This is a genomic window from Pseudofrankia coriaricola (genome assembly GCF_001854805.1).
Taxonomy (GTDB): Bacteria; Actinomycetota; Actinomycetes; order Frankiales; family Frankiaceae; genus Pseudofrankia.
The window spans coordinates 36,379-53,388 of sequence record NZ_MBLO01000210.1 but is presented as its reverse complement, the minus strand read 5'-3'; the positions used below and the strand labels follow the sequence as shown (position 1 = coordinate 53,388).

The following is a 17,010-nucleotide window of genomic DNA, read 5'->3' as shown; positions in this document are numbered from 1 at the left end:
CCGTGTTCGGCTACGCGGCCGGTCTACCAGCGGGTGGCCGACGATGTTGCATGAGGACGAAGAGCGAGTCATCCCAGCTGAGACGTCCGCCGCCGTGAGTCTGAATCGCGTCGGCGGCGACGTCTCGCGTCGCCGCGGCGAGGCGGGCGACGGGCCGGGTACCGGCGTCCAGACACGGTGCCGGGGTCACGACGAAGCCGTCGGGCAGCGTCGCGACGATCCTTCCGTCGTCACGGCGGCTCAGGGTGATGCCCTCGTCATGGATCAGCTGGTGATGGCGGCTGCACACCAGCGTCAGGTTCTCCAGATCTGTGTCGCCCTCATCGGCCAGCCACTCCAGCAGGTGATGCACCTGAAGCCAGCGGGTGTGGGTGCAGCCCGGATACCGACAGGTGCCCTGGTCACGGGCGTAGACGGCCTCCCGTAGCCGGCGGGTCGGTACCCGGCGCCGCCGCCCGAGCGCGAGCGGGTTCCCGGCCGTGTCCCGGACCAGCGCTCGCATCAGGCCGTCGCAGCCGAGCCGGCGCAGCACCGCCTGGGGCAGGCCGACCTCGGGCTCCGCGTCGCAACGCAGCAGGCCACGGGCAAGCCTGCTGACCGGATCCGAACCGGTCGTCGTCGCCCCCGAAGCCACCAGCCCTTCATGCCTGCCTCCGTCACTCCAGCCTCCGTCACCTGAGCGGGCGAGCCCTTTCGCCAGGCCGTCGGTGGTGTCAGCGGTGCTGACCTGGCGAGGCGCCTCCCGCGTCCGCCCTCCGGCGCTGGGCGCCGGAGCCCTGGGCGTGTTCGGCGGCCGACCGGCGCTTCGCGGGGGCTCGCCCGTCGGGGCCATCCCATCCCTCGCGAGGCCGGTCGGGCCTCCCGCCACGCCCGCGGGACTCCGGGCCCCCGCCACGCGCTGACCGGTGCTCAGCAGAGTCTCGGCGTCGACATGCACGGTGACCGTGTGGGACGGGCTCATCAGGTCTGGGACAGGCCGGTGAAGGAAGCCCTCAGCCAGCGCCACCAACGCGTCGGCGTCGGCCTTCCGGTCTCGCGGGGCGTTGACGATCTGCCCGTCCGCCGGCGACGCCTCGGCCTCGGCGCCGGTCCGGGGTGGACTGGAGTCGTCGAGGCTGGCTCTCGCGGCGTCGATCGCGACGGCCAGCCGGGCGCCCTCCTCCGCCGTCAGCACAGCCTGCAGGCGAAACAGCCCGTCCGCGCGGGTACTCCAGGTCACCTTCCGCGTCGCCCGCTGCTCGGCCGGATCCGCAGTCAGCTGGTGGTAGCGCGACGCGAGCCGCTCAAGCTGGCCTGCGGTGCAGTGCAGCGCATGCGACAGCCAGGTCTGCTCCGTCGCGGTCTCGGCCACGCGCGCCACGGCGCGCACCTTGGAGTAGGACAACCGTCCCTCGGCGAACGCCGCCCGCAGCGCGGGCAGCTCCTCCAGCGCGTGGGCGACGGCCATGTGTTCCTGTGCCGTCCGGATTCCCAGGCCACACCGCCAGGACAGCCACTGTGCGCAGGTCGCCATTCCCAGCCCCGACCAGCCTCGCCGCCGGTCGAACGCGGCCAGCATCGTCAGCAGCTGGCAGGTCGCCGCGGCGATCCGCGCCGCCCAGGCACAGATGGCGCGTTCCAGCTCCGTCAGCGGGACCGTTTCGACCTCGTCCACCACGGAGGTGGATGCACCGACGCCGGGCGACTCGGCGCCGAGGGAGCTGATATCGATCTTCGTGGTGGTCATGGGCACCGCCGGGACAGGGGTGGCGGGCCCCGCGCCCGCCGCTGCCGCCATGGTCGCGTTCGGGTACGACATTTTCGCAGGTCAGCCTGGGGGAGCGAGGCTGGTGAAGGTGGCGAGGCGAGCGCGGATCTCCGTATCTCCGCGCCTCCGTATCTCGCGCTTTCCTGTCTCCGCGCTCATCCGTGTCCCGGTGTCTGCCGTCCGCTGTCCTCCGTGTCCGCTGTCCGGCGTCGCCGCCGGGTTCTCGCTCGCCACTCGGTGCCTGGCGGGGGGCGTGCCGGACCTTGAGGCCAACGTTGGTGGCCGGCCCGCGGACGGACAGGTGGGGCTGTCGGGCGGCTTGCCGGTTCCGTGGACTGGAAAGTGATCTTCGCGTTCCGCGGAACGTGTGTTTCTCCGCGGGGCCGCGTTACCAGCCCCTGAGAGATGGCGCTGGACGTGCGCCGCGGGACTGGCGACCGGCACGTCCGGGCCGATCACCGGATGAGCGGCCCTCGGCGCGCCTCGTCGGTCCCTGGACCCGCGCTGACGTCGGCCGCGGGGCTTGCGTGGCCGCCCGGTCGCGGCCAGTCGCCACCGCCAGGCCCACGCCGCCTGGCTTCAGCCGGCTTCGACTGTCGGCCCAGGGCCGCGGGGTTCACCGGGTGGGCTGGCAGGCACACTGGGCGGGTGCGACTCACGGAGTTCTGGGCCCGGATGAACAGGCAGTTCGGCGCCGAATACGCGGAGTCCGTCGCTCGCGACCATGTGCTGGCCAGCCTCGGCGGCGTCACTGTCGAAGGTGCGTTCGCCCGGGGCGAGGACGCGAAGGCCGTCTGGCGTGCCGTGTGCGCGGAGTTCGACGTCCCCGCCAGGGAGCACTGACTCTCCGCGCTCGCCGCGGCCTGGCCCGCTCCGGCGGAGCACGGGGCGGCTCGTCGGGGAAAACCTGGCGGGGTTCGGCGTGTTGGGTTCGAAGTCGAACGCGTGTTCGGCTAAGGTTGTCCACATGCGCGCGGTTGTCCACAGATGCGAGGCGGCCCTCGAAACTGTCGGACCGACCCCCTAACGTCGCCTCGTGGCCACCAAGACTCGACGACCTCAGCCAGGAGTTGCTCCGATGGCAGGACCCGACCGCGCCAAGGCGTTGGACAACGCCCTCGCGCAGATCGACAAGCAGTTCGGCAAGGGCTCCGTCATGCGCCTCGGCGACGAGACCCGCATGCCCATCCAGGTCATTCCCACCGGGTCGATCGCGCTCGACGTGGCGCTCGGGATCGGTGGTCTGCCCCGCGGCCGGATCATCGAGATCTACGGCCCGGAGTCGTCCGGCAAGACGACGGTCGCGCTGCACGCGGTGGCGAGCGCGCAGGCGGCCGGCGGCATCGCCGCCTTCGTTGACGCCGAGCACGCGCTCGACCCGGACTACGCGTCCAAGCTCGGCGTCGACACCGACAACCTGCTGGTCTCCCAACCGGACACGGGCGAGCAGGCCCTCGAGATCGCCGACCTGCTGGTTCGCTCCGGCGCGCTGGACATCATCGTCATCGACTCGGTGGCCGCGCTGGTGCCGCGGGCCGAGATCGAGGGCGAGATGGGCGACAGCCACGTCGGCCTGCAGGCCAGGCTGATGTCCCAGGCGCTGCGCAAGATGACGGGCGCGCTGTCGAACTCCAACACCACCGCGATCTTCATCAACCAGCTCCGCGAGAAGATCGGTGTCATGTTCGGCTCGCCGGAGACGACGACCGGTGGCAAGGCGCTGAAGTTCTACGCATCCGTGCGCCTCGACGTCCGCCGGATCGAGACGCTCAAGGACGGGGCTGAGGCGGTCGGCAACCGGACCAGGGTGAAGGTCGTCAAGAACAAGGTCGCCCCGCCGTTCCGCACCGCCGAGTTCGACATCGTCTACGGCGGCGGCATCAGCCGCGAGGGCTCGCTCATCGACATGGGCGTCGAGCACGGGATCGTCCGGAAGTCCGGCGCCTGGTACACCTACGACGGCGACCAGCTCGGCCAGGGCAAGGAGAACGCCCGCAACTTCCTGCGCGACAACCCCGACCTCGCCGACGAGATCGAGAAGCGCATCAAGGAGAAGCTGGGCATCATCCCCACCCTCGACGGTGACGTCCTCGCGCCTGTCCCGGTCGATCTCTGATCTTGCTGCCCTGTCGCGCTGCCCGGTTCTCAACGTCGAGCTACTTGGTCCAGGAGGAACGCATGGCCGGGCAGGGCGGGCGGGGGGCCGTGGAGGCGGAGCGGGACCCGGTGGGGGTGGCGCGGGAGATCTGCCTGCGGCAGCTGGCGGTTCGGGCGCGCAGCAGGGCGGAGCTGGCGGGGACGTTGCGGCGGCGAGGGGTGGCCGACGATGTCGCGGAGGCGGTGCTCGACCGGCTGACGGCGGTCGGGCTGATCGACGACGACGCGTTCGCGACGGCGGTGGTCTCCTCGGCCAGGGAGAACCGCGGACTGGCCAGGCGGGGGCTCGCGGTCGAGCTGCGGCGCCGGGGCGTGGACGACGACGTCGCCGCCGCCGCGTTGGCGGATGTCGGCGGCGCGGACGAGGAGGCCACCGCTCGCGAGCTCGTCGCCCGTCGGCTGAGGACCATGGCCGGGCTGGACCGGCAGGTCCAGCTGCGCCGCCTGGTCGCCATGCTTGGTCGCAAGGGCTACCCGACGGAGCTTGCCGTCCGGGTCGTCACCGAACTGCTCGGCTCGGAGAGCGACCTCGACGATCACCCCGCGGGAGCGGCCGGCTTCGGTGACGTCGACGAGCCCGGCCACGGAGACGGCTGACCGGTCTCTGACCAGGGCCGGGGGTCCGGGCATCCGGTATTTCTTGACCTGGGAAAAGCGGTCGACCTACTCTCGGCAACGGTGCGAGGACTCCCGCGGACTACGCGGTCGCGATAGTTGGCTAACTACACACGAGGGCAACTTCGGCGCTTCGTGCGCTGTCGGGGCCCAACTACGGCGTGGAGAGACATGTTCGCGCCCCGTTGGTCCTCTGCGACGTTCAGTGAGCGCTGGCTGTGCAGGGAAGGCGTGGCCACGTCTTTTCCGCCCTGGTGGACGCCGCCGTTCGGGGTGGGTCCTTCGCCGCTCCAGTCCGGTCTACGGGAACTGGCGGGTCGGCTTCGTTTTCGCCGGCCGGTGGCTGCCTTCCTGGTGGGCTGGATGGCCCGGGGAGCAGCTTCCTCGTCGACATCCGCGCGCGGATATCGACGGAGATCCGGCTCCCCCTCCCGGGAGGAGCATCGGTGGTCGGCGTGCTCGTGGCACTCGTCGCGGTGGTGCTGGTCGCCGTCGTCACCCTCATCCTGGTCGCCGCGCGGCTGATCCGAGCGGGTGCTCGCCCCGCCGTCGAAGCGCCCCGCGTGATCTCCGCCTCGCCATCGACCAACGACGGCCAGACAGCGGCGGCATTGTTGGCCGCGCAGGCGGAGGCCGTCGCCAAGGCCGAAGCGGCCGCCACGGAGAAGACCGAAGCGGCGGCCCGGGAGAAAGCCGAGGCCCTTGCCCGCAAGCTCGCCGAGGCGGAGCGTGACCGGGCCGAGGCCGCCCGGCGCGAGGCACAGCAGGAACGAGACAAGGCCCTCGCCGAGCTGCGCGGCCGGCGTGAGGAACTGCGCGACTGGGACAACCGCCTCGCCCAGCGTGAGACGCGCGTCGAGGAACGACTGGCCGCCCTCGAGGACCAGACCCGCCGGATCGAGTCGCGCGACCGTGAGCTCGTCGAACGGGATGCCGCGCTCGCCCGCCGGGCCAAGGAGACCGAGGAACTGGACGCCCGTCGCCTGGCTGCCCTCGAACAGGCCTCCGGCATGACCTCGGCGGAGGCGAAGTCCGAGCTGCTCACCGTCGTCGAGCAGCAGTCCCGGCTGGAGGCGGCGACCCTCGCCCGCGAGATCGAAGCCCGCGCCGAGGAGGAGGCCCAGGACCGGGCGCGGCGCATCGTCACCCTGGCGATCCAGCGGGTCGCCGCGGAGCAGACCGCCGAATCGGTGGTGTCGGTGCTGCACCTGCCGGGCGACGAGATGAAGGGGCGGATCATCGGCCGGGAAGGCCGCAACATCCGCGCCTTCGAGTCGGTCACCGGCGTCAACGTCCTCATCGACGACACCCCCGAAGCGGTGCTGCTCAGCTGCTTCGACCCGGTGCGCCGTGAGGTCGGCCGGATCACACTGGCCGCGCTGGTCGCCGACGGCCGGATCCACCCCCAGCGCATCGAGGAGGAGTACGAACGCGCCCAGCGCGAGGTCGAGACCCGCTGCGTCCGCGCCGGCGAGGACGCGCTCGTCAACGTCGGCATCGGCGACATGCACCCGGAGCTGATCGTGCTGCTGGGCCGCCTGCGCTACCGCACCAGCTACGGCCAGAACGTGCTGGCCCACCTCGTCGAGTCGGCGCACCTGGCCGGCGTGATGGCGGCCGAGCTGCGCCTCCCCACGGCCATCGCGAAACGCGGCACCCTGCTGCACGACCTCGGCAAGGCGCTCACCCACGAGGTCGAGGGGTCGCACGCCCTCGTCGGCGCCGAGATCGCGCGCCGCTACGGCGAGCACGAGGACGTCGTCCACGCCATCGAGGCCCATCACAACGAGGTCGAGCCGCGCTCCGTCGAAGCGGTACTCACTCAGGCCGCCGACGCGATCTCGGGCGGACGGCCCGGCGCGCGCCGCGACAGCCTTGAGTCCTACGTCCGCCGGTTGGAGCGCATCGAACAGATCGCGAGCGACCGTCCCGGTGTCGAGCGGGTCTTCGCCATGCAGGCCGGCCGTGAGGTCCGGGTCATGGTGGTCCCCGAGGAGGTCGACGACTCCGCGGCCCATCTGCTCGCTCGCGACGTGGCCCGCCAGATCGAGGACGAACTCACCTACCCCGGCCAGATCCGGGTCACGGTCGTCCGCGAGACCCGCGCCATCGAAATCGCCCGTTAGTGATCCTGGGGACAACGGCCGCCGGGTGTGCGAAGGAAGATCATTTTCGCACACCCTTTGGCCCTCTGGTCGATCGTCGGGAAGGGCGCGCCAGCGCCCTTCCCGACGATCGCCGTAGGCTGGGCTGGTGAGTGGCCGTAGCTATCAGGTGCGCACATTTGGGTGCCAGATGAATGTGCACGACTCCGAGCGGATCTCCGGGCTGCTGGAGTCCGCCGGGTATGTCCCGGCGACGGACGGCGAGACGCCGGATCTCGTGGTGTTCAACACGTGCGCCGTCCGGGAGAACGCCGACAACCGGCTGTACGGCAACCTCGGCCATCTCTACCCGACGAAGAAGGCCAACCCGGGCATGCAGATCGCCGTGGGTGGCTGCCTCGCGCAGAAGGACCGCGGGACGATCACCCGCAAGGCGCCCTGGGTCGACGTCGTGTTCGGCACCCACAACCTGCACCGCCTGCCGGTGCTGCTCGAGCGTGCCCGGCACAACGCCTCTGCCCAGGTCGAGATCGCCGAGGCGCTGGAGGTCTTCCCCAGCTCGCTGCCGGCGCGGCGTGCCAGCCACGCCTCCGCCTGGGTGAGCATCAGCGTCGGGTGCGACAACACGTGCACCTTCTGCATCGTCCCCAGCCTGCGCGGCACGGAGCGTGACCGCCGTCCCGGTGACGTGCTCGCCGAGGTCGAGGCCCTCGTCGCCGAGGGCGCCCTCGAGATCACCCTGCTCGGCCAGAACGTCAACTCCTACGGCCGCTCGTTCGGTGATCCGGCCGCGTTCGCCAAGCTGCTGCGCGCCTGCGGGCGGATCGACGGCCTGGAGCGGGTCCGGTTCACCTCGCCGCACCCGCGCGACTTCACCGACGACGTGATCATCGCGATGGCCGAGACCGGCAACGTCTGCCCGCAGCTGCACATGCCGTTGCAGTCCGGCTCGGACGCGGTGCTGCGCCGGATGCGCCGCTCCTACCGGCGCGACCGTTACCTCGGCATCGTCGAGCGGGTGCGCGCCGCCCTGCCAGACGCCGCGATCACTACCGACATCATCGTCGGCTTTCCCGGGGAGACCGAGGCCGACTTCGCCGACACTCTCGACGTGGTGCGCGCCGCCCGGTTCTCCGGGGCCTTCACCTTCCAGTACTCGCCGCGTCCCGGCACGCCGGCGGCCACGATGGAAGACCAGGTCCCGCCCGACGTCGTCGCCGAGCGTTACGGCCGGCTCGTCGCGCTGCAGGAAGAGATCTCGCTGGAGGAGAACCGCGCCCAGGTCGGCCGGGTCGCCGAGGTACTCATCGCCGAGGGGGAGGGCCGCAAGGACGACGCCACGGGCCGTTGCTCTGGCAGGGCCCGCGACGGCCGCCTGGTCCACCTCGGCCCCGACGCCAACGCCCGGGCCCGCTCGGGGGTGCAGGGCTCGGCGGCGGGCGACGCGGCCGTGCTCGCCGAGCTCGCGCGGCTGCGCCCCGGCGACATCGTCAACACCGTCGTGACCTACGGCGCCCCGCACCACCTGGTCGCCGACGGCGCGCCGGTCACCGCCCGCCGCACCCGCGCCGCGGACCTGTGGGAGGCCGGCCGAACGGTGCAGGCCCGCCCGTCGGTCAGCCTCGGAATGCCCAGTCTGGGCGCCCCGTCCGCCTCGCCCACGCCGACCGCGCCGTCAGCCTCGACCGCGCACGACACGCACGGCGGCGGCTGTGGCTGTTCGGCGACCGGATGCTCGGAAGATCCCGTCGGCACCGCCGCTCCGGCGGGCCGCACCGGCGAGGCCGACACGGCGGCGCCGGTCGCTGGCGCGGCGGCCACGGCCGGTGCACGGTAGCCAGGTGACGCTCGTCGCCGCGGCGATCTGCCCGCACCCGCCCCTGCTCGTACCCCGGGTCGGCGCGGGGGAGCCGGTCGGCGCGCGGGAGCCGGCGCTCGCCGCCGTCCGCCGGCTGCGCGCCGCGGACCCGGACGCCGTCCTCGTCGTCGGCGACGACCCGGAGGCGCTCGCGACCGGCTCCCGTGCGTACGGGCCGGACGCGGTCGGCGACTTCCACGGCTTCGGCGTCGACTTCCGTGTCCCCCTCGGGCCGCTGGCCGGTGCTGGGGCTGCCGCTGCCGACGTCGTTGCCGAGGCCGAGGCCGCGGCCAGCGGGGCGATCGCCGGGACGGGCGCTCCCGCGTTGCCGCTGTCGCTGGCGGTGGGCGCCTGGCTGCTCGCGGAGACCGGCTGGGAGGTGGAGCGCCGCGGGATCGGCGTGTCGCCGAAGGCCGAGCCGGCCGAGGCCGCGGCGCTTGGCGCCGGGCTGGAAGCGGAGGCCGCGGCGGCGGGGGAGCGGGTCGCGCTGCTGGTCATGGGTGACGGGAGTGCGCGGCGGACGGCGAAGGCCCCCGGTTCGCTCGACGAGCGGGCAGAGCCGTACGACGAGATCGTCGAGCGGGCGCTGGCGGACGTGGACCTCGAGGCCCTGCTCGGTCTGGAGCCCGGACTCGCCGCGGACCTGCTGGTCGCCGGCCGAGCTTCCTGGCAGGTGCTCGCCGGCGCCGTGCGCGCGGTCGGCGCCGCGGGCTGGGCCGCCGACCCGCTCTACGCCGACGCCCCATACGGCGTCGGCTACTTCGTGTGCGTGTGGGAAAGGGGAGGTGCCGCGTGACGGCGTCGGCTGACGGGCTGGGTGCGCCGCGGCGCACGACGGTGGCGGGTCTGGCGGCGCTCGTCGCCGGCCAGGACGACGCCCCCGCCGTCCTGTTGCTGCCGGGCTTCACCGGCAGCAAGGAGGACTTCGTCACCATCCTGCCGCTGCTGGCCGCCGCCGGCCTGCGCGCCGTGGCGGTCGACCTGAGGGGGCAGTACGAGTCCGTCCCCGACGCGGACGGGCCGGACAGCCAGTTCACCGTCGACGCGCTCGCCGCCGACACGGTGCTGGCCGCGGCGGAGCTGGGTGGACGGGTGCACCTCGTCGGCCACTCCTTCGGCGGGCTGGTGGCCCGGGCCGCGCTGATCGCCCATCCGACGGCGCTCGCGTCCGTCGTGCTGCTGGGGTCCGGGCCGGCGGCGATCGTCGGGCCGCGGCGGCTGGCGCTGCGCGCCCTGATCGCGCTGCACGCGCAGGCCGGGCTCGCCGCGGTCTGGGAGGGCGTACGCGCCGTCGACACCGTCGTCCGGTCGCCGGAGGAGGTCGAGTTCCTGCGCCGGCGCTTCTTCGCCAGCTCCGAGCGGGGGACGCTGGCCATGGGCGCGGCGCTGCTCGCCGAGCCCGACCGGGTCGCGGACGCGGCCGCCGTCGCCGCGGCGCACGCCATTCCGCTGCTGGTCACCCACGGCGTCGGCGACGACGCCTGGCATCCAGGGATGCAGGCCGAGATGGCGACGCGTCTCGGCGCCAGCTACGCCGTCATCCCCGACGCGTTGCACTCGCCCGCCGCCCAGAATCCCGCCGGCACGGCCGGCGTTCTCATCGCCTTTGTCCACGGCGCCATCGCCGGCCTGTCCACGCCGACGTTCCCCACCCCGGGAGCCACCGCCGAGGTCGCCTGACGAGCCAGCCGAGGACGCCAGGGTGGCGGCGGCGGTCGCGACGCGCCGGTTCGCGCGTCGCCAAAGGTCGTGGCTCAAGCGTGATCCGCGGATATTCTGGCTCGGCCAGCCCGATGTCGGCACCGTCCGCCGCCTGGTGGGCTCGCGCTGATACTTGGTAGGCCTCTGGGCGGAGCTTCGTCTCGTTGCGCGCCCTGCGGCCTGACGTGTGCCGACCGCTCGCTCGCTGTGTGCGCCAGTGGGAGTGTGGCTGGTCCATCCCGGCCCCCGGGAGAGTCTTGCGTGACCGAGCTCGACCTAGCGCTCATCCATGCCTTGTATGCCGCCTTCGATGACGGCACCCTCCGGTTCTCCTTCGAACCAGAGGTAGATCTACGCACCGGTTCCGTCCCCGGGATGACCGCCCGCCTCCAGTGGGCGCACCCCGAAAGGGGCCTGCTCGACGCGGCGGACGTCCGCGCCGTCGCCCGGTTCGCCGGCCTCGCCGATCAGCTCGACCTGTGGGCGCTGCGGGCCGCCATCACCGAGTGCCGCACCTGGCACCGGATGGCCGCCGGCACCCACATCCGCCCGCCCCGGCTATGGCTGCACGTCGGCTCCCGCCAGCTCGCCCGGCCGACGTTCGCCGCCGAGGTGACCGCGCTCGTCCGCGACCGGGGCGCCCTGCCACCGGGCGCTCTGGGGCTTGCGTTCACCGAGGAGACTCTCGGCCGGGCGGCCCCGTCGTCGCCGCGCCTGCTCGACCAGCTACGAGCCCGCGGTGTCGCGGTCTCGGTCCGGGCGTTCGGCAGCTGGATCGGCTCCCCGGCGACGCTCGACCTGCTGTCCCTTGACCTGGTCCGCATGGACGACCGTTTCGTGCGGGCCACCCTTCGCGACCTCGAAGGCGAGGCGGTCTTCGCCTCGATGGTCACCCTCGCGCACCGTCGCCGCGCCGCCGTCCTCGTCGACGGCGTCGACACCGCCCGTTTCGCCGCCCGCGCCACCGATCTTGGCTGCGACCGCGCCGCCGGCCCGGTCTTCTGCCCGCCCCTGCCCGTCGACGACGCCCGGCTCCTCGCCCTGGGCCGCGGCCGCCCCGGCCACCCCGGTCCTCGCCACGCCCACGACAACCCCCGTCCGGCCCCTCACGACATGCAACCCACCGCCTGACAGCGCCAGCCCTCGACCGGCCGCCGTAGGATCGCCGGGTGCGGTTCGTCAAGGGGCATGGGACGGGCAACGACTTCGTGATCGTGCCGGACCCGGACGGCGACCTCGACCTGACGCCGGAGCTGGTGCGCGCGGTGTGCGACCGGCGGACCGGTGTCGGAGCCGACGGCGTGCTGCGGGTGGTGCTGGCCGCGGCCGAGCCGCGGGCCTCTCAGCCGGTGGCACGGCCTGACGCGGCCCGATGGTTCATGGACTACCGCAATGCGGACGGGTCGCTGGCGGAGATGTGCGGCAACGGGCTGCGGGTCTTCGGCCGCTACCTCGTCGACGCCGGCTACGAGCGGCCCGGCCTGATTCCCGTCCTGACCCGGGCGGGGGTGCGTGGCGCGGACGTGCCCGCCGAGGGTGAGGTGACGGTCGAGATGGGGCCTCCGTCGGTCGGCTCCCTCGACGCGGTGACCGTGACGGTCGCCGGCCGGGCCTTCCGGGCCACCCAGGTGTCGATGGGCAACCCGCACGCCGTCTGTTTCGCCGACGGCCTGAGCCCGGCGGACCTCGCCGCCCTCGACCTGACCAGGCCGCCGGACGTGTCATCGGATGTCTTCCCTGACGGCGTGAACGTCGAGATCGTCATCGGTGCGCCGGACGCCGTGGCGATGCGGGTGTACGAGCGTGGCGTCGGCGAGACGCTGTCGTGTGGGACCGGGGCCTGCGCCGTCGCGGTGGCCAGTGCCACCCGGGCGGGCCTCGGGCCCGGGGTGGCGGTGCCGGTGGGGGTGCCGGGCGGGCTGCTGACGGTGCTGTGGGACGACGACCAGGTCCGGCTGCGCGGCCCGGCCGTGCTGGTCAGCGACGGCCTGCTGCGCCCCGACTGGCTGGCAGCCGCGGCGCGCGACAGCCAGCCGGCCCTGGCCGCGGGCTCCGTCTAGGCCGCCGGCCGCGGGACCTGCCAGCCCGCCGGGCCGTGGTCTTCCGCGGAAATCCCGTCGCGAGAGCAGGCGGGACGTGGCACGCTACCCTCACCGGAGGCGCGGCGGTTCCCGTGCCAGCGGGGTGAAGATGGGGATCCTGTGCCCGTGCCCGTCGTTCGGAGAGCCCGAGCGTTCGGGCCCGAATGCCGGGCCGCCAGAGAGGCCGAGAAGAGCCTGACGACCGAGGCCGGAACACCGGAGCACATCGGTCGCGGGGGAACCGGCACCGGGGCAGGCGGTCCCGAACGCACATCCCGGACAACTAGGCCGACCGGTCGCCGCGCGGAATCGAAGCACGGGCCGGTCGTGTTGGAACGGACGGTATGAGTCTTCCCGCTGAATCCGCACTGACCAACCCGGCCCGCCGGCTCAGCTCTCCAGCCGATTCCGCGAACGGGATCGACGAGGGCCGTAGCGCTGCGCGGGGCGACGGGAACACTTCCGAGGCTGTCGCCAGGGTGCTGGCGGCCAACACCGGCGCCAGCGACGCAGGCGGCGCGATCACACTGCCGGGCCTCGGTTTTTACGATGACGCCGGCGATGAGCTGGCGGTCGAGGAACGCGGCGCGCTGCGCCGGATGCCGGGGCTCGCCACCGAGCTCACCGACGTCACCGAGGTCGAGTACCGCCAGCTTCGGCTGGAGCAGGTGGTCCTGATCGGCGTGTGGACCGTCGGCACGATCAGGGACGCCACGACCTCGATGGCGGAGCTTGCCCAGCTGGCCGAGACCGCTGGTTCGGTGGTGCTCGACGCGCTCGTCCAGCGCCGGGACAAGCCGGACCCCGCGACCTACGTCGGCTCCGGCAAGGCCAAGGAGCTGGCCGAGGTCGTCCGGGCGGCCGGCGCCGACACGGTGATCTGCGACGGTGAGCTCACCCCGGGCCAGCTACGCCAGCTGGAGGACGTCGTCAAGGTCAAGGTCATCGACCGGACGGCGCTCATCCTGGACATCTTCGCCCAGCACGCCACATCCAAGGAGGGCAAGGCGCAGGTTGAGCTCGCGCAGCTGCAGTACATGCTGCCGCGGCTGCGAGGCTGGGGTGAGTCGATGTCCCGGCAGGCCGCGTCCGGTGGCCGCGCCCCGATCGGTACGCGCGGCCCCGGTGAGACGAAGATCGAGACGGACCGGCGCCGGCTGCGCGCCCGGATCGCCCGGCTGCGCCGCGAGCTGCGCGAGATGGAGACCGTCCGCCAGACCAAGCGGTCGTCCCGGCGTCGCGGGGCGGTGCCGTCGGTGGCGATCGCCGGCTACACCAACGCCGGCAAGTCGTCGCTGCTCAACCGGCTGACCGGCGCCGGGGTGCTCGTGGAGGACTCGCTGTTCGCCACCCTGGACCCGACGGTGCGCCGCGCGACGCTGCCCGACGGCCGGGTGTTCACGCTCACCGACACGGTTGGCTTCGTCCGCCACCTGCCGCACCAGATCGTCGAGGCGTTCCGCTCCACGCTCGAAGAGGTCGCCGACGCGGACCTGATCGTCCATGTGGTCGACGGCTCGCATCCGGACCCGATCGGGCAGATCTCGGCCGTGCGCGAGGTGCTGAACGACATCGACGCCGGCAACGTGCCCGAGCTGGTCGTGGTGAACAAGACCGACATCGCCGACAAGACGACGGTCGCGGGTATCAAGCGAATCGCGCCCGACGCGGTGTGTGTGTCGGCGAGGACGGGCGCCGGCCTGGCCGAGCTGGTGGAGGCCCTGGCCGCGCGGGTGCCGCATCCGCAGGTCGAGGTCGACGTCCTCGTTCCGTACAGCCGGGGGGATCTCGTCGCCCGGATCCACAAGTCCGGCGAGGTCCTCGACCAGGCCCACACCGCGGCGGGCACCGAGCTTCGCGCTCGCGTCTCCGCGGGTCTCGCCGCCGAGCTGGACTCCTTCCGCCAGCGCATCGACGCTTAGCGCGGCGTTCCGCGTCGACGCGCCGGCAGCGTCCTGACGTTCTCGGCGGTCCAGGATTACGGGGCGGTCCAGGGACACGGGTCCGTGTCCCTGGACCGCCGGCCTGGCCATGCCGAGCGGGATCAGATGACCGTGACGTCCGGTCGGATGCAGAGCTGGTCGGATGCAGAGCTCCGCCTGATCGCCCACCGACATATCGCCGAGGTTTCTCCGGGCGGCCGATAGGTTCGTGACGTGGTCGTGGAGAAACCGGGCAAGGCTGACAGGTCCGGTTCGCTCGGGCTGGCCGCTGTCATCGGCGCGGTTGCCGGGCTGTCCCTCGCCGCCCGGTGGGGCGTTCTTCCCATGATCGTGGCGGCAGTGGTCTGCGGCCTGCTGGTGACGGTCTCGGAGGCGGTCGCGCGGGCGCGACAACGTCCCGGCCAGATTCCCGCGCTGTGGTCGCGAATCGTGATGAGCACGGCGATCGCCGCGCCCCTGGCCTGGGCCCTGGGAGCGGTGACCGGGGCCGGGCCGATCGTCGTGGGCCTGGTCATCGGCGGGCTGGCCGGCGCGCTCGGGCTTCGTCCCCAGAAGGTGGTAGTCGGCCCGCTGGTGGGTCTCGCTGTCGGTTCCGGTTGCTGGCTGCTCTGGGGCGGGGTCCCGGCCGCGCTCGTCGGCAGCGCCACCGTGCTCGTCTTCCGGACCGCGTCGGCGGGGATCTTCCGCGACCCGCAGGTGGCGATGCTCGCTGAGCGGGTCAGCGCCGAGGACCTGCCGTTCGTGGTCCCGCTGGTGGCCAGGACCCGCTATGTCGGGACGGGCTATGTACGCGACCTGGCCGAGGGGCTCGGCGGCGACTACCAGGCCGCCGCGCCCGACGTCGGGATCGTCGCCTCGCTGGACGATCTGGCGGGCCCGGAGTTCGATCCCGCGGCCGTCGCCCCGCTGGTACGCGAGTTCTACGAGCACACGACGCGGTTCACGCTCGACATCGTTCCGCGGTGGCGGCTATGGGTTCGGCCTGGCTACCTGCTCTACCGCACGCTGCTGGCGCGCCCGCTCGGGCAGGCGAATGTGCCCATGAACCAGCGTGAGGCGCAGCGCGGCGTTCACAGCCGGATCGACACGATCAGCCGTGCGGGCTACGGCACGGTGAGCGTCCGGGGCTGGATCAGGTCCTACGTCGACAACGACGAGCCCCTGTTCGTCGGGATCTACACGACCTACCGCCGGGATGGCCGGGGCTACGTCAGCGTCGGGTTCCCGCTGCCGCGGGCCAGTTTCACGGCCACCCTGGCGCCGAGCGCGCGGGCCGGCGGAGGCCTGGTCCTCTCCAGTCGCGGCGACCTGGACCAGCCCGGGCACTATCTGACCTACGTGGACGCGGAGACGAAGGAGCTGACCGCCGCCGTGGTCCACGGCTTCGCCGAGCAACTCGACGTCTACGTCCAGGACGGCGAACTGCGGGCCGAACACGAGTTCTGGGTGTTCGGCCTGCCGTTCCTCGTCCTGCACTACTCGATACGCCGCAAGGCCGAACCCAACTAGCCAACTTTGGATCGTCGGCCAGCCGAGTTCGACCCCGAGACGTCACGTTGGGCGCAGGCGAAGCTGCCTGACGGGAGCGCGACTACGCAACCCAACCACCGCTGGTGACGGCGCATCAGCGCTGCACTAACCGGACCACGTCGTCGGCCCCGGACCAGACCAGCCCCCGTCATACGCTTGTACCTGGAACCAGGTGGGGAGGGCGCTCAGCGCCCGACAGGCCGCGCCCGGCGGCGGGCGCGGAGCGTCCGCCGCGGGACGGCCCTAGACCCGGCGCATGACGGCGACTACCCGTCCCAGGACGGTGGCGTCGTCGCCGGGGATGTCGTGGAAGGCTGGGTTCTCCGGCTGGAGCCAGACGTGGCCGTCGCGGCGGCGCAGCCGCTTGACGGTCGCCTCTCCGTCGATCAGCGCGGCGACGATCTCGCCGTTCTCGGCGACTGGCTGCTGGCGGACGGCCACCAGGTCACCGTCGCAGATGGCCGCGTTGATCATCGAATCACCGACGACGCGGAGCAGGAACAGCGTGCCCTCGCCGACGATCTCGCGCGGCAGCGGCAGCACGTCCTCGACCGCCTGCTCGGCGAGGATCGGCCCACCGGCGGCGATCCGGCCGACCAGCGGCACGTAGGCCGTCGCCGCCGTCAACGCGTCCTTCTCGTCGCCCTCGCGGGCAAGCGCGTCGCCGGCTGGGTCGAGCGTGTGCACCCGCAGCGGGTTCGCGCCGCCCCGGGCCCTGCTCGTGCCGGCCGCCTGACGAGTCTTCGGAATCGGCCTGACCGGCCGGCCGCCCTCGGGGGAGACCACCTCGATCGCCCGCGGCCGGTTCGGGTCGCGGCGCAGCAGGCCCTTGTCCTCGAGCATCTTGAGCTGGTGCGCGACGCTGCTGGTGCTGGTCAGGCCCACTGCCTCGCCGATCTCGCGCACGCTGGGCGGGTAGCCGCGCCGCTCGACCGCATTGCGGATCACCTCGAGCACCTTGCGCTGACGGGGAGTCAGGCCGTCGTCGTCGACGGGGCCGTCGGGGAAGTCGCGCACGGTGCCACCGCTCTCCTCATCGCGGCTCGCCGACGGGCGACCGGCCCTGCGCGGACCCCTGCCCTGCGTGGTCATGGCCTAGATTCTCCTCGCCTCGAGGTCATGCTGCTGGACCGGGCCGCCGGCTCCCGCAGGGTTTCACCTGTGGATAAGGGGAGTCGGGTTGCGCCCGATCGTGTGACGACCGTAGCCCGGCGGCGCGTGAATCTCAAACAGGCGTTCGAGCGTGTCTGCGTGTTCTGCCGGCCTTGTGCGT

At 72.7% G+C, this 17,010-nt stretch carries 13 protein-coding genes and 1 pseudogene; 12 read left to right on the top strand and 2 right to left on the bottom strand.

The window, feature by feature from the left end; genetic code table 11:
* Positions 1 to 10: 10 nt before the first annotated feature.
* Positions 11 to 1,726 carry an HNH endonuclease signature motif containing protein gene (locus BCD48_RS23390; protein WP_397428847.1) on the bottom strand — a complete coding sequence of 572 codons (1,716 nt, stop codon included), beginning with the start codon at positions 1,724 to 1,726 and terminating at the stop codon, positions 11 to 13.
* Between the two features lie 669 nt (positions 1,727 to 2,395).
* Here BCD48_RS23390 and BCD48_RS23385 point away from each other — a divergent pair.
* The 12 genes and pseudogenes from BCD48_RS23385 (at position 2,396) to BCD48_RS23335 (ending at position 15,716) form a co-directional block, all read left to right on the top strand.
* Positions 2,396 to 2,590, top strand: coding sequence for a DUF3046 domain-containing protein (locus tag BCD48_RS23385; protein ID WP_071050525.1), 195 nt, complete (start codon positions 2,396 to 2,398; stop codon positions 2,588 to 2,590).
* A 235-nt stretch (positions 2,591 to 2,825) separates the two neighbouring features.
* A complete protein-coding gene (recA, locus tag BCD48_RS23380; protein WP_071050524.1) occupies positions 2,826 to 3,863 on the top strand; it encodes a recombinase RecA in 1,038 nt (345 codons plus the stop codon).
* 62 nt (positions 3,864 to 3,925) lie between these two features.
* Positions 3,926 to 4,501 carry a recombination regulator RecX gene (gene recX / locus BCD48_RS23375; RefSeq protein WP_071050523.1) on the top strand — a complete coding sequence of 192 codons (576 nt, stop codon included), beginning with the start codon at positions 3,926 to 3,928 and terminating at the stop codon, positions 4,499 to 4,501.
* A gap of 464 nt (positions 4,502 to 4,965) precedes the next feature.
* Positions 4,966 to 6,645, top strand: a complete 1,680-nt coding sequence (rny, locus tag BCD48_RS23370) for a ribonuclease Y (protein ID WP_071050522.1) — start codon at positions 4,966 to 4,968, stop codon at positions 6,643 to 6,645.
* A gap of 169 nt (positions 6,646 to 6,814) precedes the next feature.
* Positions 6,815 to 8,461: a tRNA (N6-isopentenyl adenosine(37)-C2)-methylthiotransferase MiaB gene (gene miaB, locus BCD48_RS23365; protein ID WP_241841937.1), complete on the top strand. Its 1,647-nt coding sequence runs from the start codon at positions 6,815 to 6,817 to the stop codon at positions 8,459 to 8,461.
* Between the two features lie 4 nt (positions 8,462 to 8,465).
* Positions 8,466 to 9,278 (top strand): class III extradiol dioxygenase subunit B-like domain-containing protein, encoded by an 813-nt coding sequence (locus BCD48_RS23360; protein ID WP_083419101.1) that lies wholly within the window; start codon positions 8,466 to 8,468, stop codon positions 9,276 to 9,278.
* The gene (locus tag BCD48_RS23355; protein WP_083419078.1) at positions 9,275 to 10,162 is read left to right on the top strand and encodes an alpha/beta fold hydrolase; all 888 of its coding nucleotides are present in this window, start codon (positions 9,275 to 9,277) and stop codon (positions 10,160 to 10,162) included. The genes BCD48_RS23360 and BCD48_RS23355 overlap by 4 nt, the downstream gene beginning before the upstream one ends.
* 10 nt (positions 10,163 to 10,172) lie before the next feature.
* Positions 10,173 to 10,313: pseudogene (locus BCD48_RS54010) on the top strand (tRNA (adenosine(37)-N6)-dimethylallyltransferase MiaA); the annotation flags it as partial.
* A 131-nt stretch (positions 10,314 to 10,444) separates the two neighbouring features.
* Positions 10,445 to 11,314 (top strand): EAL domain-containing protein, encoded by an 870-nt coding sequence (locus BCD48_RS23350; RefSeq protein WP_083419076.1) that lies wholly within the window; start codon positions 10,445 to 10,447, stop codon positions 11,312 to 11,314.
* Positions 11,315 to 11,352: 38 nt separating this feature from the next.
* Positions 11,353 to 12,243, top strand: a complete 891-nt coding sequence (gene dapF, locus BCD48_RS23345) for a diaminopimelate epimerase (RefSeq protein ID WP_083419075.1) — start codon at positions 11,353 to 11,355, stop codon at positions 12,241 to 12,243.
* A gap of 365 nt (positions 12,244 to 12,608) precedes the next feature.
* The gene (hflX, locus tag BCD48_RS23340; RefSeq protein WP_198543359.1) at positions 12,609 to 14,186 is read left to right on the top strand and encodes a GTPase HflX; all 1,578 of its coding nucleotides are present in this window, start codon (positions 12,609 to 12,611) and stop codon (positions 14,184 to 14,186) included.
* Positions 14,187 to 14,420: 234 nt separating this feature from the next.
* Positions 14,421 to 15,716 carry a hypothetical protein gene (locus BCD48_RS23335; protein WP_083419074.1) on the top strand — a complete coding sequence of 432 codons (1,296 nt, stop codon included), beginning with the start codon at positions 14,421 to 14,423 and terminating at the stop codon, positions 15,714 to 15,716.
* A 264-nt stretch (positions 15,717 to 15,980) separates the two neighbouring features.
* Here BCD48_RS23335 and lexA read toward each other — a convergent pair whose 3' ends face one another.
* Positions 15,981 to 16,829, bottom strand: coding sequence for a transcriptional repressor LexA (lexA, locus tag BCD48_RS23330; RefSeq protein ID WP_071050519.1), 849 nt, complete (start codon positions 16,827 to 16,829; stop codon positions 15,981 to 15,983).
* Between the last annotated feature and the right edge of the window lie 181 nt (positions 16,830 to 17,010).